This is a genomic window from SAR202 cluster bacterium (genome assembly GCA_016872285.1).
Classification (GTDB): domain Bacteria; phylum Chloroflexota; class Dehalococcoidia; order Lucifugimonadales.
Genome location: VGZZ01000011.1, coordinates 1 through 23,537, shown reverse-complemented (window position 1 = coordinate 23,537; position 23,537 = coordinate 1). Strand labels below are relative to the sequence as shown.

General features: G+C 60.7%; 14 protein-coding genes and 2 tRNA genes. 7 read left to right on the top strand and 9 right to left on the bottom strand.

Features of this window, described 5'->3' with window-relative positions; translation table 11 throughout:
- Nucleotides 1–461 precede the first annotated feature (461 nt).
- From FJ320_04775 to FJ320_04760, 4 genes are all read left to right on the top strand, one after another.
- Nucleotides 462–1,661 carry a hypothetical protein gene (locus FJ320_04775; protein ID MBM3925288.1) on the top strand — a complete coding sequence of 400 codons (1,200 nt, stop codon included), beginning with the start codon at nucleotides 462–464 and terminating at the stop codon, nucleotides 1,659–1,661.
- A 585-nt stretch (nucleotides 1,662–2,246) separates the two neighbouring features.
- On the top strand, nucleotides 2,247–3,227 hold the full coding sequence (locus tag FJ320_04770; protein ID MBM3925287.1) for a nitronate monooxygenase: 981 nt from the start codon (nucleotides 2,247–2,249) through the stop codon (nucleotides 3,225–3,227).
- A gap of 355 nt (nucleotides 3,228–3,582) precedes the next feature.
- Entirely contained in the window at nucleotides 3,583–10,629 is a 7,047-nt protein-coding gene (locus FJ320_04765) for a DUF642 domain-containing protein (protein MBM3925286.1), read from the top strand.
- A gap of 312 nt (nucleotides 10,630–10,941) precedes the next feature.
- A complete protein-coding gene (locus tag FJ320_04760; protein MBM3925285.1) occupies nucleotides 10,942–11,694 on the top strand; it encodes a DUF2236 domain-containing protein in 753 nt (250 codons plus the stop codon).
- A gap of 17 nt (nucleotides 11,695–11,711) precedes the next feature.
- Here the strand turns inward: FJ320_04760 and FJ320_04755 are convergent, their stop codons facing one another.
- From FJ320_04755 to FJ320_04740, 4 genes are all read right to left on the bottom strand, one after another.
- Entirely contained in the window at nucleotides 11,712–12,311 is a 600-nt protein-coding gene (locus tag FJ320_04755; protein ID MBM3925284.1) for a nitroreductase, read from the bottom strand.
- Between the two features lie 66 nt (nucleotides 12,312–12,377).
- The gene (locus tag FJ320_04750; GenBank protein MBM3925283.1) at nucleotides 12,378–13,427 is read right to left on the bottom strand and encodes an aryldialkylphosphatase; all 1,050 of its coding nucleotides are present in this window, start codon (nucleotides 13,425–13,427) and stop codon (nucleotides 12,378–12,380) included.
- A gap of 7 nt (nucleotides 13,428–13,434) precedes the next feature.
- Nucleotides 13,435–14,487 (bottom strand): aryldialkylphosphatase, encoded by a 1,053-nt coding sequence (locus FJ320_04745; protein MBM3925282.1) that lies wholly within the window; start codon nucleotides 14,485–14,487, stop codon nucleotides 13,435–13,437.
- A gap of 73 nt (nucleotides 14,488–14,560) precedes the next feature.
- The gene (locus FJ320_04740) at nucleotides 14,561–15,682 is read right to left on the bottom strand and encodes an amidohydrolase (GenBank protein MBM3925281.1); all 1,122 of its coding nucleotides are present in this window, start codon (nucleotides 15,680–15,682) and stop codon (nucleotides 14,561–14,563) included.
- 156 nt (nucleotides 15,683–15,838) lie between these two features.
- Between FJ320_04740 and FJ320_04735 the strand changes: the two genes are divergently transcribed.
- Nucleotides 15,839–16,915: a mannose-1-phosphate guanylyltransferase/mannose-6-phosphate isomerase gene (locus FJ320_04735; protein MBM3925280.1), complete on the top strand. Its 1,077-nt coding sequence runs from the start codon at nucleotides 15,839–15,841 to the stop codon at nucleotides 16,913–16,915.
- Nucleotides 16,916–16,927: 12 nt separating this feature from the next.
- Here FJ320_04735 and FJ320_04730 read toward each other — a convergent pair whose 3' ends face one another.
- The 4 genes from FJ320_04730 to FJ320_04715 form a co-directional block, all read right to left on the bottom strand.
- Complete coding sequence (locus tag FJ320_04730) at nucleotides 16,928–17,551, bottom strand: SMI1/KNR4 family protein (GenBank protein MBM3925279.1); 624 nt, start codon at nucleotides 17,549–17,551, stop codon at nucleotides 16,928–16,930.
- Between the two features lie 75 nt (nucleotides 17,552–17,626).
- Nucleotides 17,627–17,703: transfer RNA gene (locus FJ320_04725), tRNA-Arg, on the bottom strand.
- A gap of 51 nt (nucleotides 17,704–17,754) precedes the next feature.
- Nucleotides 17,755–18,402: a thiaminase II gene (gene tenA, locus FJ320_04720; protein MBM3925278.1), complete on the bottom strand. Its 648-nt coding sequence runs from the start codon at nucleotides 18,400–18,402 to the stop codon at nucleotides 17,755–17,757.
- Nucleotides 18,403–18,408: 6 nt separating this feature from the next.
- Entirely contained in the window at nucleotides 18,409–18,744 is a 336-nt protein-coding gene (locus tag FJ320_04715) for a DUF971 domain-containing protein (GenBank protein ID MBM3925277.1), read from the bottom strand.
- Between the two features lie 137 nt (nucleotides 18,745–18,881).
- Here FJ320_04715 and FJ320_04710 point away from each other — a divergent pair.
- Nucleotides 18,882–18,958, top strand: a tRNA-Pro gene (locus FJ320_04710).
- Between the two features lie 11 nt (nucleotides 18,959–18,969).
- On the opposite strand, the gene FJ320_04705 is transcribed toward FJ320_04710, so the two are convergent.
- Complete coding sequence (locus tag FJ320_04705) at nucleotides 18,970–21,063, bottom strand: peptide ABC transporter substrate-binding protein (GenBank protein MBM3925276.1); 2,094 nt, start codon at nucleotides 21,061–21,063, stop codon at nucleotides 18,970–18,972.
- A gap of 375 nt (nucleotides 21,064–21,438) precedes the next feature.
- Between FJ320_04705 and FJ320_04700 the strand changes: the two genes are divergently transcribed.
- The coding region (locus tag FJ320_04700) for a hypothetical protein (protein MBM3925275.1) at nucleotides 21,439–23,537 on the top strand (2,099 nt) is incomplete at its 3' end.

Genomic DNA, 23,537 nt, shown 5'->3' with positions numbered 1-23,537 from the left:
CTATCCGCAGGCAGTGTAAAAATGGAACCTCTTCGCTATCTCAGTTGTATATGGGGTGGATTGAAGTGTAACTAGGTGGTGTGATGAGACGTTGGGTAACACCATTAGCCTTGGGGCTGGCCTTGGTAGCCATCCTTGCCTTCGCGTGTGGCAGCCCTCAGGGCCGTGGTACTACCCCGTCTCCCACAATCGCCGAGCAGCCGACCCCGACCTCATCTCCCACAGCCACTAAGCAGCCGACGCCGACCTTATCCCCGATCCGCAATGAGCCCGCTGCCAGGGTGCTCTTGTTGGTTCCGCATGTCGTTCACGAAAAGATAGCGGGAGGGGAGCGGACCCGCCATACCATGGCAGTCCGCCCTGTGGACCCCGTAACGCTGCGCGATGTAGAAGGTTACACCCCGTTGGATCTCGGTTGGGAGGGCCGCTCCGGGTCGTACGCCCTGAGTCGGGACGGACGGATGGTGGCCGTCGTCGGTTGGCACCTTGCTACCGCCGACCGAGAAATCTGTACAGAGGAGGGGGGCAGGCGGAACTGCACGCCGTACACGCCAGAGGAAAGGCGTCTTCACGTGGTAGACCTTGTCTCTTGGACGGAGAAGGTTGTTCCGGCGGGCATGACGGAGTTTTACCTCCCAACCTTCAGTGAGGATAACACCGGCCTGTATGTCATATTCATGGATCCCTCATCCAACAAGCCTCTAACCCACAGGCTGCACCGCTACGACCCTAACACCGAGAGGCTGTCACTCGTGGCGGAGCTTCCCATCGGCTTCAACCCATTGGAAATGCGATTGCTCCCCTCGGGCGACCGTCTGGCGATGTATGGCGCTCTGGGGGGAATAGGAGCAACGGCTCACGTGGTGATCGTGGACGTGGGGCAAGGCCGGGTCCTGGCCGATGTGACGCTTGAGGGGGTTAGACACGGCTTCGTTGTAAGTGGGGAGCCGGCGGAAGGCGGCACTCCACTGAGAGATTACAGCGCCGGCCTCGCGTGGGACTTGGACCGCGAGCGGCTTTACGTCGTTCACGCAGACACAGACAGAGTGACCGTGGTGGACCTCGCGCAAGGCAAGCTTTTGAAACAGGCCAACATCATCCATCCCCAATCACCACTTAGCCGTATGCTTGACTGGGTGAGCAGACCGGCATATGCGAAAGAGGCCCCTGGAATCACACGGCGCGTTGTCCTTATCCCAGACGGGGATCGTCTATATGTCACCGGGACTGAGGGCGTGTGGGACAAAGACACTAAGGCTGTGGTCGAACAGCCGCTGGGGCTTCAGATCATTGCCACTGACGATTTCCGCCAACTTCGCCGGCTTGATCTGCCGGTGAGCGATATTGACCTCTCACCCAACGGCAAGTGGCTGTTGCTCGGAAGCTCAATTCAGGGAAACCCCAACGTCCCCCCCAGCGGCCTTTCTGTGTTCGATGCCCAGTCCATGACCGAGGTTGCCCACCTTGAGCCCGGGCTCCACGTCCGCGTGCTCGGCCTCTCCGCCGACGGCCGCTATGTCTACGTGAGCGCCCGCTCCATCGGGACTGGGTGGAAAGGCGACACGATGGTTAAGGTTCTCGACCTGCTGTCTCTTGAGTTCAAAGGAACGAGATCATTGGGTGGGTTCAACCCTGACCAGCCGCTCATCGGCGCTCAGTGACAGGCTTGGGAAAAATAAGTGGGCCGTGATTATAACTGAGGATAGGCTCCAACAGCAGCCTAGGTTTCCTCGCAGACAACTTTGAGCAGCAAGTTGGCTGCGACTATGTACCCTATCCAGTGGGCAAGGTTCAGCCCAGTCGATTCCAAATCTGCTACCCCGCCCTCACGCCCTCCGGCGCCAGCGCCTCAGACACCCCTATCATGCTGTCGCGGGTCACTAGCTTCGCCAATTCCGCCTCCCCCATGGCATAGGTGCCCCGAGGCCGTTATGAGTTCACCATGTGGCACAGTTCCTCAATGTTTTCCACTACTAAGTCTCGGGTAACTGCCTAGGTCGTAACCCTTCTCTTTTTAGCCACTTTGGAATCTATCATTGGGTGGCGGAGGCGCATGAGGTACTGACACGCTCCGGCAATAGCCCTAGTACCCTCGGTAAGGGTTCGTGTCTCCATCCTGGCATCATGCAATAACTCGGCGGATGTGTACATGCATTTCCCGCCAGCGTCAGGCAAACGCGCCATCATTGCCTATTCTTCCTATCCCTCCTATGCTGTTGGCGCCAACACCCGCGCTGGAGACAAAAATGGCCATCACCACCGCCTTCACCAAAGCCTTCCATCTGTCCTACCCCATCGGCCTCGCGCCCATGGGCGGCGTCGCGGGCGGCGCGCTGGCGGCGGCGGTGTCCAACGCCGGCGGTCTGGGGCTTGTAGGCGGCGGCCACGGCGACAGGGAATGGCTGGCTAAGGAGCTGGCCGAGGTCACTGAACGGACTCAGCGTCCCTGGGGCGCGGGCCTCATCACCTGGAACACCAATCGCCAAACCCTCGACTTCATCCTCGACTACAAGCCGTCGGTGGTGATGCTCTCCTTCGGCGACCCGCGGCCCTACGCCGGCGCCATCAAAAAGCGAGGCGTCAAGCTCATATGCCAGGTGCAGTCGCTCGAAATGGCTAGCCTGGCCCAGGAGGCCGGGGCGGACTTCATCGTCGCCCAGGGCACGGAGGCCGGCGGCCACGGCGCCCACCAGGCCCTGTTTCCCCTGCTGCCCGCCGTCATAGACGCGTTCCACCCCACGCCCGTCCTCGCCGCCGGCGGCATCGCCGACGGCCGGGGCTTGGCCGCTGTCCTGATGATGGGCGCCTGCGGCGCGCTCATGGGCACCCGTCTCTACGCCTCCGACGAAGCCCTGGGCCACCGCCGCATCAAGGAGCGAATCGTTCAGGCCACCGCCCAGGACACGGTTCGTACCCGCATATTCGATACTATTCGCGGCTATGATTGGCCCAAGCCTTTCACCGGACGCGCCATCAAGAACCGATTTTTTGAAAAATGGCAGGGCCGCGAGGGCGAGCTGGCCGACAACCTGGACGCCGAGCGCCAGGCCTACAACCGCGCCACCCAGGACGGCGACCCCGACATTCGAGTCGTCTTTGCCGGCGAGGGCGTCGACCTTATCAAGAGCATTGAGCCAGCCGGCGAGATTGTGCGGCAGGTAGGCACTGAGGCCGCACGGCTGCTCGCGGGCGGGCCACACCTGTCACAAGTGCTCCCCCAAAAGTAAAAGCGGCTTCCGCACAACTCCCATTGTCGCTGCCAGTCGACAAGGCGGACTGGAGTCGTCTCTTCCTTAGGCAAGTTGCCCTGGGCGATCTCTGTTCTTTGTTGGCGTACTGGGACTGCCCCTTAAAGCCAGCTAGGGGCTAGCCCTATACCACCCCCGAAAATACCCCTTTGGGGGGTGGCACCACCTGAAAATTGGGTGCTGGCACCCTATCTGCCTACAAGACCGCACCCCAGAATTATCGGGATTTATGAAGTGTGGGTTTTGTGTGATTAAGATTTGCCCCTGGTTATCAGGAGACTAGATTTTTGTCGTAGATGCGAGCAACAAGGATGGAACCGCAAATTTAGGAATTATGAGGACTAATGGTATGTATACACTTGCGGCCCGTAGAGTTAATGTAGCGGTCCTGGGTCTGTTAGCAGCGATGGTCCTGGCGGTTACCATGGCCCTGGTGCCTGGTCCGGCTGAGGCTGCCACCAACCTTATCTCCAATGGAGGCTTCGAGACCGGCACCACCGCCTCCTGGACTATAAATTCAGGGGATGTGGACGTTGTTCACTCGTCAGAGTGGCAACCCAGTGAGGGCTCATACAGCCTTGATTTGAACGGGTTCTTTCCCGGCAGCATAAGCCAGAGCTTCCCAACCTTCGTAGGGCATAACTACGAGTTGGTCTTCGACCTGGCGGGCAACCCTGGAAACGGAGGTGGCGTGGTGCTCCAGGTGTCGGCGGCGGGACAATCGGCCACACCTACCTTCGCCACAGCGGGACGCTCCGCAACAAACATGGGCTGGTGGCCGGAGACCTTCAACTTTACGGCGAACTCCAATACCACAACTCTTACCTTCACCAGCCTCACCACGGGACCCCTCTGCCTCAGCGGAACCTTCGCCGCGTGCGGTCCAGCCCTCGATAACATCCGCGTCTTTGCCTTGCCGGTGGTCTACACCAGCGGGTCGCACGTGGATACCTGGAACGCGATCGTACCCCCCAACCCCCAGGACCCGAACTGGCCCAGCACGATCTGTGTGCCGAACCCCGCGGTGGGCCTCGACGCGCCCTGGACGAACCCGCATAAGGCGTTTGTGGCGAACGGGGCTTCGTTCCAAAGCTCCGTCAGTCACATCTTCACCGCCGACTGGATCAACGCCTGGCCGGGCTTTGAGTGGTTCGGTCTAACTTCCCAGTATGGAGGTCCCCCGGGGGACAAGCAGCAGAGCTGGACGCGATACTCAACCCCGGTGAGCGGGAACGGTGACTTCATCCTCTACCTCGCCGCCGACAACTGCTCCTGGATCTATATATCGAATGCGGACGGGAGCGATCCCCAGTTGGTGGGCGTGCAGTTGGCCGCCCCCTGGACGGTCCCCATCACCTATCCGGTGACCCTGTCCGGAAACCACAAGCTCGATTTCATCGTCTTCGACGGCGGTGGGCAGTCCGGAGGGATGTTCCGTCTGGAGACGAACTCCGAGGCGATCCTCTTCCCGACCGTCGCGGCAGACAACGCTTCGGTAACCGTGAATCAGCCGGCAGCGGCGACCAACACCGGTACCTATAGCGATGGCGGGGCGGGGGCGAACGTGGGCATCACTGCCTCGGTGGGATCTGTCACCAAGACCGGCACCAACAACGGCACGTGGTCGTGGAGCAAGCCGACCACCAGCCCGCCCTTTGACTACGACGTGACTATCACGGCCACGAACGCGTCCAACGGCACCGCCGCCTTCACCCAGTTCCACGTCCATGTGCTAACCAACACACCACCCACCTGCAACAACGACGCCTTCAGCATGAGCGAGGACGCCACCGTATCCCGCACTCCTCCATGCACTGACCCGAATGGCGATCCAATACAGATAGAGATCGTATCTCTCAACCTGGTGAGCGTCAGCCCAGTGGTCATTCCCGGCGGAAATAGCTGGAACGTGACGCCTGGTCTCAACTACAACGGGCCGGCGTCCTATACATACAAGGCCACTGACAACAAGGGCGCCACATCCAACGTGGCTACGGCGACTATTACGGTCGACGCCGTGAACGACCCGCCCACCATTAACCGCAACAGCGCCTCGGTGACTGTTAACGAGGGCCAGACCGCCAACAACAGCGGCACCTACGCTGACGTAGACAACACCGACGCCCAGCTAACCCTGAGCGCGTCCATCGGCACGGTTACCAAGACCGGCCCGGGCGCCTGGAGCTGGTCTTTCAACACCACTGACGGCCCCATTCAGACCCAGGTGGTGACTATCAACGTTTTTGACGGCGTTATCACCAGAAGCACCACCTTCCAGCTCAACGTCAACAACGTGGCGCCCATCATAACCAGTCTGACGGCGACGCCTAACACTATCAATGAGGGTCAATCCACCACACTGAACGGCTCCTTCTCAGACCCGGGAGCCCCAGACAAACACACCGTCATCATTAATTGGGACGATGGCTCTCCCAACACCGTCCTGAACCTAGCTCCCGGCGTCCTCACTTTCAGCGCAAATCACACCTACGTCGATAACAAGCCCGGCAACGCTCCCTACACGGTGAGCGTCACAGTGACCGACAAGGATGGCGGCTCCTCGGCGGGCGGCGGCGGTCACATCGTGGTCAACCATGACGAGTGGACTATTGCCGAGCAGGGCTTCAACGCCATACCCGGAGCAGCCGGCGTCTTCGCCAAGAACATAGCCAGCTGGTTTACCGGCGGCGGGACGGGCAACTTCCTGGTCTATTCCAACAACTTCGGCTTGGTAGGGCCTCAGCTGGCGAATACCATGACTGGTGCGGGCCATACCTGGACCGTAAACACCGGACTGCCCTTCACCCTCGCCACGCTTCAGCAATACGACGGCGTCTTCCTAGCCGCCTGGCCCCACCCCGGCTCGCCCAACCAGCAGGTGTTAATTGACTACGTCAACGCTGGCGGCAACGTTTACCTGGGGGGAGGCACGGGCTGCTGCGGCGGTGCTGGCGGCGAGGCTGCCATTTGGAATACCTTCCTTGGCGCCTTTGGCCTGCAATTCCAGACCAGCGGCTACAACGGAATCTGCTGCGTCACGCCGGTCAATTCCACCCACGTATTGGCCAGCGGCCTAACGCAGCTCTACTTTAACAACGGCAGCTCAGTTTTCTTGACCGGCAACGCTGGCCCATCCTCCCAGGTCATCGCCTTCCACAACGGAATTGGCATCCTGGGTGTGTACGGGTCTCAGAACAGCGTCCCAGTCCACGTCAACAACGTGGCGCCTGTGGTTAACGCCGGGCCTGACGCCACTATCAATGAAGGGCAGACCTACACCAATGCCCCCTCATGCGCCGGCGCAGTCACCGACCCCAGTACCAGCCATCGCTACCTATCGGTATCCGTCCCTGGCGGCCTCACATGGCCCAGCGCCCATGCCGCGGCCCAGGCTCTCATCTGCGGCGGCTCCGCCGGTCACCTGGTAACCATCACCTCCGGCGCTGAGCAGAGCTTCCTGAACGCTAACCTGCCTCCAGCCACCTTCGGCGTGCCCTTCGCCCACGGCTACTGGATCGGCGGCACCTGGGTTGGCTCCGGGTTTGGCTGGGTCACCGGCGAGCCTTTTGTCTACACCAACTGGAACGCTGGCGAACCCAACGGCGACGGAATGAGCGCCGGCGGCGCCATCCACTTCTTCGGAGTAGGTTCGCCTACCGGCAAATGGAACGACGTGCCAGGCAGCGGGTATTTCTTCACTGGATACGTCGTCGAATTCGATGGCCCCTTCGGTGGCTCCTTCACCGACCCCGGCGCCGATTCACCCTGGACCGGCACCGTCAACTACGGCGACGGCACCGGCACACAGCCTCTGCCCATCAACCAGGCCAACAAGTCCTTCACTCTGAGCCACCAGTACAACGACAACGGCATCTACAATGTCAATGTCTGCGTCACTGACAAGGACGGCGCGCAGGGATGCGACACCGTCGAGGTCACCGTCAACAACGTGGCCCCCACCTCCAGCCTCTCCAACAGCGGGCCCATAACCGAGGGCTCCTCCACCACCATCAACTTCGGTCCTCAGTTTGACCCCTCATCGCGAGACATTGCCGCGGGGCTACACTTCGCCTTCGACTGTAACGGCGGCGACCTCTTGGGCGCCACCTACGCTGGCAGCGGCACCAACATGAGCACCGACTGCTGGTTCAACGACGCCGGCAGCCACACCGTCAAGGGCAGAATCATCGACAAGGACGGCGGCTCCACCCTCCACAGCACCATCGTCCAGGTCAACCTGCCGCCTACTCCCGACTTCTCCATCGACTATGACGGCCCCGAAGGCTGCATCTGCACGCCCCTTTTCATGAACACCCAGTCCAACGGCGCTGAGCACCTCTTCTTCAAGGCCTCCGGCGCCAGTGTAGACCTCACGGTCTACGCGCACTCCGTCAACAACATGAACCCGGAAAACCTGGTGGCCCAGGTGTACGACACCACCACCAACGGCTTGGTGGCCACCCTCAACGCCTCCTACCCCGCCGGGACAGCAGCGGGCACCGAGGTTAGCGCCACTGATTCCATCGCTACTGTGGCCGAACGTATATACCGCATCAAGGTCACTACTCCCAGCACTCCCAGCACTCAGCCCCACTGGCGCGCTGTCATAGATGGCGCCAGCCAGGCGGCCATAAACAGTCCCACCTGGGCCAGCATTGAGGCCGACGCTCCGGTGCGCTGGTTCTTCAACGTCAACGGTTCCGAGACCCTGGGTGTGCGCTGGTTCAGCACCGACGTGCCCACGCCGCCCTCCCCCGGCACCGCCACGGTTGATACCCAGTTCTTCACTCCTGTAGGCGCGGCCTCTACATCCCACATCCTGACCGCGCCGGTGCCCCCAGGCATCGACCAGACCATCAGCCCCGCCGCTTCCTCCACAGGCCAGTGGAACCTGCGTATTAACTCCAATACCTTCACGCCTTCCGGCGGCGGTGTCCACTACCGGCTGCAGACCGTCGGCCTGTCCGACGCAGCCATCTACCTGACCCCCGCCACTGCAGGCTACGGCTCCATCAGTGGCACGGTCTCCACCTCCGGCGGCGCGCCCTTCCCATTCCCCGTACAGATCAACCTGCGCTCCTTGATTGACAACACCATTGTGGACAACACCACCTCCGCCGGCGGCAGCTTCAGCTTCTTCGACGTTTTCGTCGGCGACTACCGCGTCGAGGTTGTGTTGCCTCCCGGGACCAACATCGTCGGCCCCAGCTTCTTCGACATCTTCGTGGCCTGCGATGAGGATTCCGCCGTCGACTTCATCATCAACCGCCCGCCCAAGTCCATCGCAGGCTTCTACTTCGTTGACGAGGGCGGCTCCGTAGCCCTCAACGGCCAGGACGGCGACCCTGACGGCAACCCCGTGACCTACATTTGGGACCTGGACAACGACGGCGTCTTCGAGACTCCGGGCCAGAACCCCGTCTTCTCCGCCGCCGGCCGCGACGGCCCCGACGACCAGCCCATCAAGCTCCGCGTCTGCGACGGCTTCGGCGGCTGCGCCGTCTCCTCCGGCAACGTCCACATAAATAACGTGGCGCCCACCATTACCAACATTACCCTGAACGGTGCCAGCATAGACGAGAACGGCTCCGTCACCTTGAATGGCTCCTTCACTGACCCTGGCCTTCCGGACACCTTTACCGTAGTCATCAACTGGGGCCTCGGCCAGGGCTCCACCACCCTCAACCTGGCCGCCGGCCAGACCACCTTCAGCGCCAGCCACCAGTACCTGGACGACAATCCCACTGGCACAGCTTCGGACGTCTACAACGTCGGCGTCACGGTCAGCGACGATGACACCGGTTTGGCCAGCGCCGGCGCCACCGTCACCGTCAACAACGTGGCTCCATCCATCACTAGCTTGACCGCTGCTAACATCAATGAAGGGCAGTCCACCACCCTGAACGTCAGCTTCAGCGATCCCGGCACTCAGGACATCCACACTGTGACCATAGACTGGGGCGACGGCAAAAGCCAGACCATGACCCTGGCTTTGGGCGCTCGGTCCTTCTCCGCCGCCCACTCCTACCCCGACGACAACCCGACGGGCACCCCCTCCGACCTCTACACCATAACCGTGACCGTGGCTGACGACGATACAGGCTCAGACACTGAGGCTGTCGCCATCACTGTGAGCAACGTGGCCCCGGCCAACGTGAGCCTGAACGTCAGTCCCGCCTCCATAAACGAGAACGACAGTGTCACATTGTCCGGTTCCTTCACCGACCCCGGCGTGGAAGACACCCATACCGTCGTTATCAATTGGGGTGACGGCTCCGCCAACACCACCCTCACCCTTAGCGCGGGCGTCCTCTCCTTCAGCGGCGTCACCCACCAGTACCTGGACGACGGGGCGTCGCCCGGCAACGGCACACCTTCAGACACCCATACCATCAGCGTTACCGTCACTGACGACGACACCGGTACAGGTTCAGCCTCCACCAGTGTCACCGTTAACAACGTGGCCCCGCAGGTCACGGTAAACGGCCCCTTCACTATTAACGAGAACGGCAGCGTCACCGTCAGCGGCGCCGTCACCGACGCCGGCACTCTGGACGCTCACATCGTGGTCATAAGCTGGGGCGCGGGCGAGGGTTCTACCACCCTAACTCTGCCCGCCGGCGTACTGACCTACAGCGCCAGCCACCAGTACCTGGACGACAATCCCACCGGTACTGCCTCCGACGTGTATGCCGTGAACGTCACCGTCACTGACGACGACACCGGCACAGGTTCAGCCTCCACCAGTGTCACCGTTAAGAACGTCTCCCCCGTAGTCAACGCTGGCGCGGACCAGAATGTCCTCATCGGAACGCCTCTCAACGTTAGCGCCAGCTTCACTGACATCGGCACTCAGGACACTTGGACCTACAGCATCGACTGGGGTGATGGCTCGCCGGTAGGTACGGGCAACTCCACCGCCGGCGTGCCCATCACCGGCAGTCACCTGTACGTTGTGACAGGCCCTAGGACCGTCACCATCTGCGTCACCGACGATGACACAGGCAGTCACTGCGACAGCCTTGTCGTAGACTTCCTAAGCGGCACGGGCAAGATCACCGCCGGCGTGTTGAGGTTCGGTAATAACGGCCGCGGCGGGTTCAACGTCCAGTCCGACAAGAATGGGACGGTTAAGGGCGAGCTTCAGTACCACAACGGCTCCGATAACCTCCACGCCCACACCCTGACTCACATTGCCGTCTACGACAACAACACCAAGGGTTGGTTCGCGGGCGTCCTTACTGATGGAAGGACCTTCGTGGCCTATGTCGAAGACAATGGCGAGCCTGGCAAGAACGACGTGTTCAAGATGTGGGTAGAAGGCGTGCTGCTTAACGGCGACGGCAAGCTCACCGGCGGCAACGTCCAAATCCATAAGTAGGCCAGACTCCGACCACACGTAGCTAGATAGCACAGATAAGGGAGTCCCTCGGTAAATGGGGGACTCCCTTATTTTTAGGCCGCCAATTTGATAGCCTTCACTCCTGGGGTTAAGCTATCTTTAAGACCTCAGGACTTCCCTTCAGTCCTGCGGGATGTGGGGTGAACCGCGCTGACTCGTTATAGCACCACTGCCGAATTCCAAAGCTTTCTGGAGGACCTATCCCGCCGGCACGCTGACCCGTCGGCGGGCTTCTTCGGCCCCCAAAGCGTTCTCTGGCGCGTCAGCAGTGAGGCCGTCATTAACCTGTCCATGGTCAGGGCCGCGCTAATGCAAATCGCCCACCCAAAAATCGCCCAGGGCGTGGCCGACTTCAGCCAGTTCCGGCGTAAGCCCCTGCAGCGTTTTCTCAACACCCACCGCACCGCCAACGAACTGGTCTTTGGCTATGCCCGGACCGCCATTAATGCAGCCATGAGGCTTCATGCCGTCCACTCAAGAGTCAACAGTAACGGCGCTGCTTCAGACCTACAACTCAGCTATTCCGCCGCCGACCCGAAACTCATGCTTTGGGTCTATGCCACCCTGGTGGACTCCGCCATCCTGGGCTACCGCGCCTTACTCCCGGACCTCACCCGTCAGCAGTGGGAGCGCTGCTATCAGGAAAGCAAGCTGCTGGCCCAGCTCTTCAGCATCGACGAGCAAGACCTGCCGCCAACCCTGCCGGACCTCCAGGCGTGGGTGCAGGATATGTTATTGAGCGATGTCATCACCGTATCCCCCACATCCCGCCTTCTCGCCAGGTCGCTGCTATCCGCCCGCTGGTACTCCTGGCTGGCTGCGCCCTCCATATACGTCCTCGCCGCAGGCTTCCTCCCCCCGAAGCTGCGCGACGCCTACGGCTTCAAGTGGAACCCGCCTGTCAGGGCCGCCTTCCGGTCCTACATATCCCTCGCCCGCGTCGCCTGCCGCGCCCTCCCCAGGCCCCTCCGTATGGAACCCGCCGCCCGCCGCGCCGAAAAGAGGCTCCGCGCTAACAACCCCGCATCGGCGCCACAAAATTAGGACGGACCAGTCATGCACTAACCAAGGTTCAGAGGCTGCTCCCACCGTCTGCTGAACACAAAAGCGTTAAGCGGGTTTCTCTCTCTAGGGTTCATCTCCCGCTTCTGCAAGTCTTCCGGCATATCCTCCAGCCGCCCTGGATAACCCACCGCACCTGCCGTCATCGGCTGAAAGCCTTCGGGGATGCCAAAGGCCTCCCGTGCCTTATCGACGGAGAAGCCCGCCATGAGGTGACAGCACAGGCCCAGGTCCACGGCTTGCAAGAACAGGTTTTCCAGTCCAAGGCCCAGGTCATGTTGCGGGTGGCTGTATGGCGTATTGTCGGAAGGCTTGGTGAGGCGCGTCACAGATATAAACAGCATCGGCGCGTTTTTGCACCACCGCTTGTTGGCGTCGGTCAGCGTCTCGAAGATAGCCTTGTGCGTGTCGTCGAAGTTCAGCCCGACGACAAACCGCCACGGCTGAAGGTTTCCAAAGGACGGCGCCCACCGGCACGCCTCGAAGAGCGTGCCGACGGTCTTCTTATCCAGCGGGCGCTTGCCGTCAAAAGCTCGCGGGCTCCACCGCCTCGCGATGAAGCTGCTGACGGGGTACTGGGTAACGGCTGGCTTCTCCAAGGGACCTCCGGGAGCGTTTTGTTTTCGCGTTGACTAGTGGCTAGCCAGTATAGAGAACAGAGCAGCTTAGCGAAAGGCCAGTGCCCTGGCCGGGTTCTCTACCAGCATTGTATCGATTTCAGGCTGGCCGACCCCTGCGTTTCTCATTCTCGGCGCCACGTTCTCCAAAATATGCGCGTACCCGTGTCCCCCGTACTTCACCAGCCGGTGCTTGTAGCAGATGTCCTGCGCCAGCAGCACCTGTCCCGCAAACCCCGCATCCAGCAGGTGCTTCACCCGCTCCACCCTGTCGCCGTCGCTGGGCATAAACTTGTCCGGCGTGAACGGGTAGCCCGATACCTCATGCCCAAACAGGTCGAACTCCAGATATGCTCCCGTCCTCGCCAGTTCCACCAGCTTTCGCTTGTCGAACACCGTGCGGTCGATATGGCACAAAATCGTGTGCGACAGGTCCATCCTCGCCTTCTCCAGCTCGGCGGCGATTTCAAAGGGCGCCGCCTCATTCCGCCCCACGTGCACCATCAGCGGCGCGCCGGTCCGTTTCGACGCCGCGGCCGCCGCCCGCAGCGCCTTCCTCTCGTTATCATGCCACGGCCACGAGCATCCAACCTCGCCGATAACCCCCGCCTTAACCCCGGTGCCGTCCACTCCCTCCAGCACATCCCGCTCTGTCTCCGCCGCCAGCGATTCCACCGTCCGCGACGCCATGTCTTTGGGATGCGTCGGCGCGAGGTAATAACCCGCGCCCATGATTATATTTAGCCCCGTGTTTTTAGCGACCCGCGCCAGCCCGCCAGGGTTCCGCTTAATCCCGACGCTCGTCGCATCCACCACGCTTCGCCCGCCCCGCGCCTTAAAATACCCCAACTCCCTCGCCGCCAGCGGCTCGTCATCTAATAGCGTGTTGTACATGTTCGACGACCAGTTGTACCGCACCCAGCCAATGTTCTCCATGGACAGCGGCGCGTGGGCCATAGCCTTCCGGGCCGTGTCCTCCGGCTCGACGAAGCTGTACCGGAAGTCCACCAGCAGATGTTCGTGGGTAAGAGTGATGCCTAGCTGTAACGGCTCTACGGGGCCGAGGACGGTCTGGATTTTGCCTTTGCGTGATGCCATGTCCAGCCTACCTGAAAGTCAGAACTCGGCGCGGGTTTTCCACCAGCACCATGTTTATCTGGTCCTCCGTCAGCCCTGTGCGGCGGAACCGGGGCACAATGTTCTCCAGAATGTGGGCGTAGCCGTGGCCGCCGTACTTCACCAGCCGGTGCTTGGTGCAAATATCCTGCGCCACCACAATCTGCTTCTCGAACCCCTGCTCCATCAGCCACGCAATCTGGTCGATGCGTTGGGCGTCGCTGGGCATGTGGGTCTCGGCGAAGGGATAGTGGGAGCACTCGTGGCCGAACAGGTCCCACTCGATGTAGCACCCAGTCTCGGCCAGCTTCTTCAGTCTCGGCAGGTCGTATATCGTCCGTTCAATGTGCGAAATAATGACCTGCGGCGGACTCGCGCCCCACTGCTGCAAGCCGTTCATGATCTCCATGGGCGCGTCCGGGTGCCGCCCTGGGTGGATAAGAATGGGCGCGCCGGTCTGTTTCGACGCCATTGCCCCCGCCTGCACCGCCTTCCGTTCCGTCTCCTGCCACGGCCACGAGCAGCCAATCTCGCCGATGATCCCCGCCCTTACCCCCGTAACCCCCACGCCCTCTACCACGTCCCGCGCCGTCTCCTCCGCCAGCTCCTCCACAGACCGCTTCGCCATGTCTTTAGGATGCGTAACGCCGACATAGTAGCAGGCGCCCATGACGATGTTCAGCCCCGTCGCCCGTGCGATGCGCGCCAGCGCCAGCGGGTCGCGGCCAATGCCGCGGCTGGTGGCGTCCACAATGGCATTGCCGCCGGCGCGGGCGTAAAGCTGCGCCTCGGCGATGGCCGTGGCCTCGTCGATAACCGAAAGGTTGTCCAGGTTGCTGCGCCAGTTGTAGCGGATCCAGCCCAGGTTCTCCATCTGCATCGGCGCGTAGGCCAGGGCCTTCTTGCTGGACTCCTGCGGCTCGTCGAAGACGCACCGGAAGTCGATGAGCAAATGCTCATGGGTCATGGTGACGCCCAGCTTGCCGGGGTCAATCGGCCCCAGGACCGTCTGTATCTTCCCAGATAGATTGGTCATGGTCATCGCAGCCTCCTAAAAGACTGCGGGGCGATGTTCACCCCATCGCCCCGCAAGTAGTGTCTCGTGGTCTTAAAGCCTAGTACTTGTACAGCTTCGCCGCGTTAGCCCCGACGATTTTGGCCTTCTCCTTCTCGGGCACGCCCTTGAGGATGTCCTCCAGTATCTCCCGCGACTTGGGGAAGGTAGACTCGGCGTGGGGGTAGTCGCTGCCCCACATCAGGTTGTCGACACCGATGTAATGGCGGAGCTGGATGCCTATCTCGTCCTCCTGGAAACTGTGGTACACGTTGTTGCGCATAAAGTCGCTGGGCAGCACCCCACTCTTGAATCGATGGGGCGTCGCCTGGGGCCGCTCGATATATGTCCTGTCCATGCGTTTGATGAAGAAGGGTATCCAGCCCAACTCGTGCTCCACGTTGGCGGCTTTGAGGTTGGGGTACCGCTCGAAGACGCCCGAAAAGATCATGTGGCACAGGTCCATCCTCGGGTAGTAGTCGTGCTGCACCCGGTCGGCGCCCGTCTGCACCGCTTTGCCGTCTTTGATAACCTGCGTCCACCCTGGACGATTAGTGGTCACGTGCAGGGCCACTGGCATCTCCAGCTCTTCCGCCGCCGCCCAGAAAGGCTCGTACATCGGCTCGTTGTAAGCCTGGCCCTTGCGAGGGAAGGAACTGATCATGACGCCCGCCAGTCCCATGTCGGCGCTGCGGCGCATCTCCTCGATGCCCTCCTGAACGCCGTCCTCCAGCATTATCATAGATATGCCCTTGAGCCGGTCCGGGAACTCGCTGCAGAACTCCGCCAGCCAGTCGTTATAGGCGGCAAACACATCGCGCAGCAGCACCGGGTCTTCCTGGGCGTATAGCGGCAGGCCTGTCGACGGGTACACCAGCCCGCCCCACACCCCGTCCACGTCCATGTCCTTGATATGCTCGGCGGGGATGTACGCGCCGGGACGCACCGCGTCCCAGGTGCCTTCCTGCTTGATGTCCTGGGGCCGCTCGAAGCGCAGCCCGGCCTGGGTTACCGCGCCTACCGTCGCCATCCTCGTCTTCCCCATCTCCCACCAGTCGACGTCGCCGCCCTTAATCATGTGGGGTATCTGGCTGCCCCACTTCTTCTTGTCCATGCGGTCCGTCCACAGGTTTGGCGGCTCGATTATATGTGAGTCCGACGAGATAACTCGATAGCTGGCCATTTAGACCTCCTGCGTAATTGCAGACGCCCGTTTTCTTCTCGACGCCGTCTAAGGTGTCTTCCGTCCGTCTCAACACACAACTTTAATGAAACTTTTTTCGTTTTACAAGGTAGCCAGGCGTGCCTATAATCGGCCAAGCATACCCTTGAGGTTAACATGGCCCTGCAGCCCGTAGTCCTCTGCGGCGGCGCCGGCACCCGCCTGTGGCCCCTCTCCACACAAGCGCGTCCCAAGCAGTTCATACCCCTCGTCGGACGCCGCACCCTCTATCAACAGACCCTGCTCCGGCTTCGCGGCCTGCGAGGCGTCAATGCCCCTATCATCGTCTGCAACCGACGGCACCGCGCCCTGGCCCTGGACCAGGCCCGCGATGTCGGCGTCCGGCCATGCCTGGTGGCACTGGAGCCTATGGGCCGAAACACCGCCCCTGCCCTTACCCTCGCGGCCCTGCTGTCCGACCCCGACGACTCGCTCCTCGTCATGCCCGCCGACCATGTCATCAAGGACACAAAGGCCTTCCAGCGAGCGGTTAAGGTAGGCGCAAGTCTCGCAGCTTCCGGCCACCTCGTCACCTTCGGCATCGTCCCCACTGGCCCCAACACCGGCTACGGCTACATCCTTAAAGGTAAGCCCCTCTCCAAAGATACTGATGACGCCCTCAATCTGTCGTCCTTTGTCGAAAAACCTGACCTGCCAACTGCTGAGAGTTATGTAAACTCTGGCAAGTACCTCTGGAACAGTGGCATCTTCTTCATGGCCTCATCCACCTGGCTGGCCGAAATCCAACGCCACCGCCCAGACATCCTCGCCGCCTGCCGCCAGGCCGTCGACAACGGCCGCCGCCGTGCCGCCCTCTTCCGCCCCCACGAACCCGCCTTCTCCGCCTGCCCCAGCGACTCCATCGACTACGCCGTCATGGAGAAGGCGCCCAAGTGCAACGGCGCCCCCTGCGCCGTCGTCCCCTTGGATGTCGGCTGGAGCGACCTGGGTTCCTGGCAGGCCGTCTGGGAAGCGCGGGACAAAGACACCAACGGCAATGCCGTGGAGGGCGACGTGGTGCTAGAAGGGGTCAAGGACTCATTGGTGTTAAACCGAGGCGGTGGAAGGGTGGCGCTGGTGGGGCTGGAAGGTGTGGTGGTGATTGAAACCGAGGAGTCGTCGTTGGTGGCGGGGATGGAGCGGGCGCAGGAGGTGCGGAAGGTGGCGGAGCGGGCGCGGAAGGGGCGCAAGTAGATAAAGTCAGTTCTACTTGATGTTCACTAACTCCCTCATCTTTCGAGCTAAAATCGAGACACTGGCACAGTTCTCATAATCCTCATCCACTGGTATAGGCTTCATTCTAGGATCGTATTTCTTATATAATTCTTTCCATTTCTTGGAGTAGAAGTCTTCTTTTTTATCAAGGTCGGTTAGTATCAACCAGTTAACTGTGAAGTTTAGAAAGCCTAGGAAGGATGTAAATCTTGGCAGTAAGCACGCTCCCGGGAGAAGAAGGATGATAGGATACTCTCCATCATTAAATCGGACACTCGTATAAAAGGCCCAGGTTTCGAAGTCAACGCCATTCATTCCAAATGGCAAAAAACCTTCAGAGCCAACCTCCTCAATCTCTGCGAAAAGTTTCTTGCTACCTGATAAAGTGAAGTCTTGATTTTCCTCGAACTTATTTGGAAATAATGGGAAAAGAGTCAATGCATTACCAATATCCACAAAGAGGCCATTGGAGTATTTAGTTACAAATTCTTTATAGGAGGGAGGTAGTTCTATACCCAATTGGGCTTCAAGACCCAGTATGTCCCCGGACTCTGCTGACGGTTGGATTTCTATTTCAGGGTGCTTGAGATTGAAATCTAATTTAAGGCTACTCATAAAGACTCCAAAGAGCGCTTTGCGCTCTTCAATCCCCTTTCTGGTAGCCCACCAGGCTTCCTATACCAATAAAAATGGCGTCCCAGGCAGGATTCGAACCCGCGACCTACTGCTTAGAAGGCAGCCGCTCTATCCACCTGAGCTACTGGGACGCAGCATTACTATTTTAGATTAGTGGTCAATGGGATACAACAAAGGTTGCCCTATGTTGCCCACTCCTCCATGCCATACGCCATGTCCCAGAACATGTACTCGTACCGGCTGCTCACCATAAACGCCCGCCGCATCGCCTCCAGCTCCTCCTCCGACGCCTCCTCCGCCGACCCGTCCACAAACCCCCGCCATGCCTTCACGCTCTCCTCCAGAAATCCGCCGGCGTATATCTCCGACCATGGTCCGTACACGGGATACTCCACCCTCCCCACATGCTCACCCAGCAAATGGTATGTCCACGGGCACGGCAGCAGCGCTGACGCCGCCACTCCTAAACTCCCCTCCGTCGCGCACCGCAGCAGGTGATTGACGTAAGCCAGGCATGTCGGCGACGGCTTGGCCCGGGCCGCCTCCTCCAGCGACACCCCCGCCAGCGGCATAAGCTTTCGATGCAGCGGCCTCTCCATCGGCGTCGTCACCCTTCTGGACAACCCCTCCAGCGACTCCGACGGCGCCTTAGACAGCGCCAGCGCCACCGCCCGCCCAAAGCCCTCCAGGTACAGGTAGTCCTGAATCAGGAAATACCGGAATTTCTCTACCGGCAGCTTTCCGCTTCTAATCTCGCTCAGGAATGGATGTCGGAAAATTCTATTCCAGATAGGCGCCGATTCGACCCTTAGCTGCTCTGAGAACCCCACGGCCGTTCAGGACGCCTTGCTTTCCGCTTCCGCGACGCATACCTCACAGGGACACCACGCTCTCAGCGACTTGAACGTGTAGATGCCTGTGTAATGCGTATCGCTCCACAGGAACTGCACTGCGTAGCTCCCCACGGGTATCGAGTCCAGTGCGCGCATGTCCTGCGGCACCTTGTCCGGATTCAACAGAGGACGGCCCGTCCACTCCTCCACGCACTGCGCGCACGGACATCGCAGGCGCAGGAAGCGGTGCCCGAATACGCTCTCGTGGCCGTCTTTCCATTTAAAGACAATGCTGCTGGAGTTCAGTTGTATTGATGCTGGTTCAGGAATTGTGTTCATCTGTCCACTCTAGCAGATGCCGCGGCCCATTCCCATCGAGGGCGACTGTATGGAGTGCAGGGGGTCGTTGGTTCAAGTCCGACAGGCGCAATGCAAGTTTGTTACCAGGCACGGCCTGTGCTATACTCAGGTCTCGTCGGGGCGTGGCGCAGTATGGTAGCGCACCTGCATGGGGTGCAGGGGGTCGTTGGTTCAAGTCCAATCGCCCCGACCACTTTTTTATTTCTAGACCCTCCCCAGTTCCACCAGCTTCAGGTCCAGCATCCCCTGGGCATTCTTCGTGAACCCCAGCACGTAAGGCTTCACCAGGTAAAACGACCGTCCAAAGTAAAGCGGCATCCCTGCCAAGTCGTTCAGCAGCATCTTCTCCACCTCCTGGTACTGCCGCAGCCTCGACTCGTTGTCTGTCTCGGTGCGCAGCTTATCCAGCAGCGTGTCCACGCTGGCATTGGCATAGCCGCCGACGTTATTCTCCTCGCCGCTGTGGAAAAGCACGTCCAGGAAGTTCTGCGGGTCCGGATAGTCCGCTATCCAGCCGTAGTTATACAGATGGTCCACGTTCTGCTGGATCACATAGTAGTAGATGTTCGGGTCCACCAGTCGCACCTGCACCCGCACGCCCAGGTTGGCGCGCCACATATCCAGCAGCGCCAGCGTCAGCGTGTCCGGCCCAGTAACGCCCGGCGCGGTAAATACCACGTCTGGCAAACCTGCCCCGCCTCCATACTTGGACGACGCCAAAAGCTTTCTGGCCTCTTCCGGATTAAACGCCGCCGCCGGCAGCGACTGGTTATGTCCGGGCAGGCCTGGTGGCATGTACCCGTGGGCCGCCAGTTCCACTCCCTGCAGCACTTCATTGATCAGCTTCTGCTTGTCGATGACAATGTAGAAGGCCTTGCGCACATTTATGTCGTCAAAGGGCGCTTTGTTGACATTGATGCCAATGTAGAACACGCTAAGTTCCTCGACCTCCTGCACCTCTTTCGCCTGAGGCCCCGTCTGAATCTGCGACAGCGCGTCCCCGCCCACCAGGGCCAGGTCAATCTCCCCATCCTCGTACATCAGCGACGGTATGCCGCCATAGAAGCGAAAGACCACATACGGGACTTTAGCCGGCGATAGGTGGTACATTGGGTTCCGCTCCATCGCCATGGCCTCCAGCGGGCTCCACGCCCGTATCCTGAAGGGGCCGGTCCCCGCCGGCTCCGCCCACCACGGCGACAGCTCTGAGTCCTGGGCCACGTTATCCTTGTCTACCACGTAAGCTGCCGTATGGGTCAGCTTGGACAGAAAATAACCCTTGGGGCTGTCTATAGTGACCTCAAGGGTTCTATCATTTACCGCCTTCACTCCCGATATCTCCGACGCCTGCCCCGCCAGCATCTCCTTCACGCCTATAACATCCCCCAGATACGTGCGCGCCGTCGGCGACCGGGTATCCGGATCCGCCGCCCTTTCCCACGAATACTTCACGTCGCCGGCCGTGACCTGCTTTCCATTATTGAACCGGGCGTTAGACCTGAGAGTGAAAGTGAACACCTTGCCGTCCGGCGACACCTCATATTTTTCCGCCAGGTCCGGCGTCAGCTTCTGGTCCTTGTCGAAGCTCACCAGGCCGCCAAAAATCTGCGTTATGTAATTAATCGACGTGCTTTCCTGGGCAATGGCCGGGTCCAGCGTCACCGGCCCCGTGTCCTGGTACAGCGTCAGGGCCTGGTTGCGAGGTATCCCGAAAGGCCGGGCTTCCTGGAATTTCAGGCTCAGCATGCTGTCCACCAGCAGCGCCTGCTTCTCCGCTGGGTCGTCCAGCTTCAGAATCGCCCTCGCCAGCATGTTCTGCGATCCCCGCACCGCTAGCATCACCACCCCTTTTGCCAGCGACTCCCCTACCTGCATCCGAAACTCAATCCGCCGCCCTTTAGCCCCGCCGGCTAGGTTCACGTCCCCTTCTGAAATCAGCCTGAACGCCGGCAAGGACAGCAATTGCGGCATCAGCACGTCGGCGGCGTCCGCGGGCGAAAACCGCTCCGCCTGGTAGAACACGTTCAACGATATCTCCGAGAATCCGCCAGGCTCTCGAATGACCGCCAGCGGCGCCGCGTCCCCTGTCTCTATCACCTCCCATCCGGAGGGGTAGTCCATAGTAAAACCCCACATGTCGCTGCTGAAGGTGGCAAATGCGCCCGCGGGGTGCTGCGTCGCCCCACGCGTCGGCGTAGGCGTGGCGGTGGGTGATGCTACAGGCGTAGCTGTCGGCGAAGGGACTGGAGTGGACGTGGCGGCGCTGACGGGAGTTGGTGTCGCCGTCATAGTGGCCAAAGGCGTGGGGCTTGATGATGAGCCTGTGCAGGCCGTCGCGAAAAATAACAGGCCTATCGCTAAAACGAGCGGCGGCCATAAAACTGCCCTCATCCCGGTTCTCCTTATCCAGTTAGTTCTTCTCAATCCTTATCGCGCCCTGACATCGCCAGCCAATTGTGAAGAAACTTGCGTAAGCAACGGTCTATGTTATACTCCCCTGCACTCAGATTAGGATTGCGCGCCAGCCCTATTTAGACTAGGTATTGTCCATACTCGCAAGACTGGCTATTCTAATCTTCCAATCAGGCAGCCATCATTGGAGCTTGAACATCTTATCACGAACGTGTAATTCCCCGTCTCTAAGTAAAAATCTATGAGGTCTGGATGTTGGCTATGAGACCATTTCTCCTGATACTCGCCCTGATTGTCCTGACGGGCGCCTTCATGACCCAGTCCTCCAGCGCCCGCGCAGAAGAAGAACAGATACAGTTCATGCCCCAATTCAAGTCTCACATCCAGCCCTTCTCGCAGATGCTCTCAGGCCGCTCCTGGCTGGTAGCCAGCGGCCAGGACCCCGCCCTCTCGTCTTTTGACCGAAAAGAGGCTCTAAGCGGCGTCGGCTCCGGCAGCGCTCAGGGCGGCGGAGGCGCGGCCCTGGTCCCCTACCGAGACCCCTCCGCCAAGTTCAGCCGCAACGTCCTCATATCCGAAGACTTCGGCGACCTCCCCTTCCAGACCGAGCCCCACCTGGCCGTCAACCCCAAAGACCCGGACCACATCATCGCCGGCATGATCGACTACGGCTTCCCCAGCCTCAGCTCCTACGTTTCCATAGACGGCGGCGCCACCTGGGAAGGCCCCGCCAGGGTTAAATATCCCCGCTCCGACCTGGCCTCCGCCGGCGACCCCATCATTGAGTTCGACCGCAATGGCAAGGCCTATTACGGGTACATCTCTGTTGACGTAGAGGAGTTCGTCATCGGCCCCCTGGTGGGCCAGTCCGAAATCTCCCGCATCTCCATCTCCCGCACCGACGACGGCGGCCTCAACTGGCAAGACCCCATCGCCGCGGCCTCCGCGTCCATACGCACCCGCCTCACCTCCGCCCCCGACGACCCGCGAGTCCGCGGTTTCATCTCCTTCGGATTCCTGGACAAGCCCTGGATGGCCGTCGGGCCGGACCGCAAGGACCCGAACAGAGACGTAATTTACATCACCTACACCAACTTTATCTCCACCTGGCAGGTCTTCTGGATAGACGAGCTTCCCTTCCTGGGCGCGCCCATCCTGGAGACGGTTATCGAAATGGTCTCCTCCCGGGACGGCGGCATCACCTGGACCCAGCCGGTGGAAGTAAGCCCCGTGGTCTCCTACTTCACCCCCGCCGGCCAGATGCTCACACCCGCCGCCGAGGTCACCGACGCTACCCGCCGCATCGTCCAGGGCAGCCGACCCGCAGTCGCGCCCGATGGTACGGTCCACGTCGCCTGGGTCGACACTACCGCCGACGGCCCCTTCGAAGGCCTGGCGGAAATCTACGTCGCCACCTCCAACGACGGCGGCAGGGGCTTCAACCGCCCCGTCCGCGCCTCCTTTTTCCTGGAGCCGGGTTTCCTCACCCGCAACTCCTTCTTCCGTTACTGGGGCACCGTCTTCCCCAGAATCGACGTTGGCCCCGCCGGCGAGGTGTATATCGTCTTCACCGGCGTCCCGTCCGAGAACCCGGAGGACGATGGCGAGGTCTACTTCCTCAAGTCCACCGACAAGGGCGCGACCTGGAGCCGCCGCGCCGTCGTCAATGACGATAAGAGCGGCAGAGTGCAATTCTTCCCGGAAATCGCCGTCAGCCCCAACGGTGACCTCCATGTCATGTGGGGCGATATGCGCGACGACCGCCGCGAGGCCAGCTACCACATCTACTACACCTCCTCAACCAATCGCGGCGAGACTTGGAATGTCAATTCTAGGGTGTCGGACTTTGCCTCTAATCCCAGCCGCGCCTTCCCACGCGGCCTTTTCATCGGCGACTACTTCGCCATGCGCGCCACTGACGAGGACGTCTATATGGTCTGGGCGGACGCCCGCCTGGGCGAATTTGGCCCCTCCAACCAGAAAATCGCCTTCGCGCGGCAGCGTCTCATGCCTAGCCCATCCATCTTCCTATCGCCCCCCTCGGGCGCCGGCGGCAAGGACGTGATTATTCAGGGTTTCAACTTCCAGGCCAACCGGGACTACTTTGTGCTGGTGGATGGTGTGGTCATATCTAACGGCCGCACTCAGAAGGACGGCGTCTTCTCCAGCCGCATCTTCATCCCCATCGCCAGTGAAGGCCCCCACGACGTCCAGATCCTGGACAGCTCCGGCAATGCCGCCACCGCGTCCTTCTTTATGGACTTTGGCTTCAGCAACCTCCAGGAGTTGGATGCGAGCGTGCAGGCCATTCAGGACCGGATTGTTGGCGCTAACGGCGAAAATCCCAACCCCATCGCCGG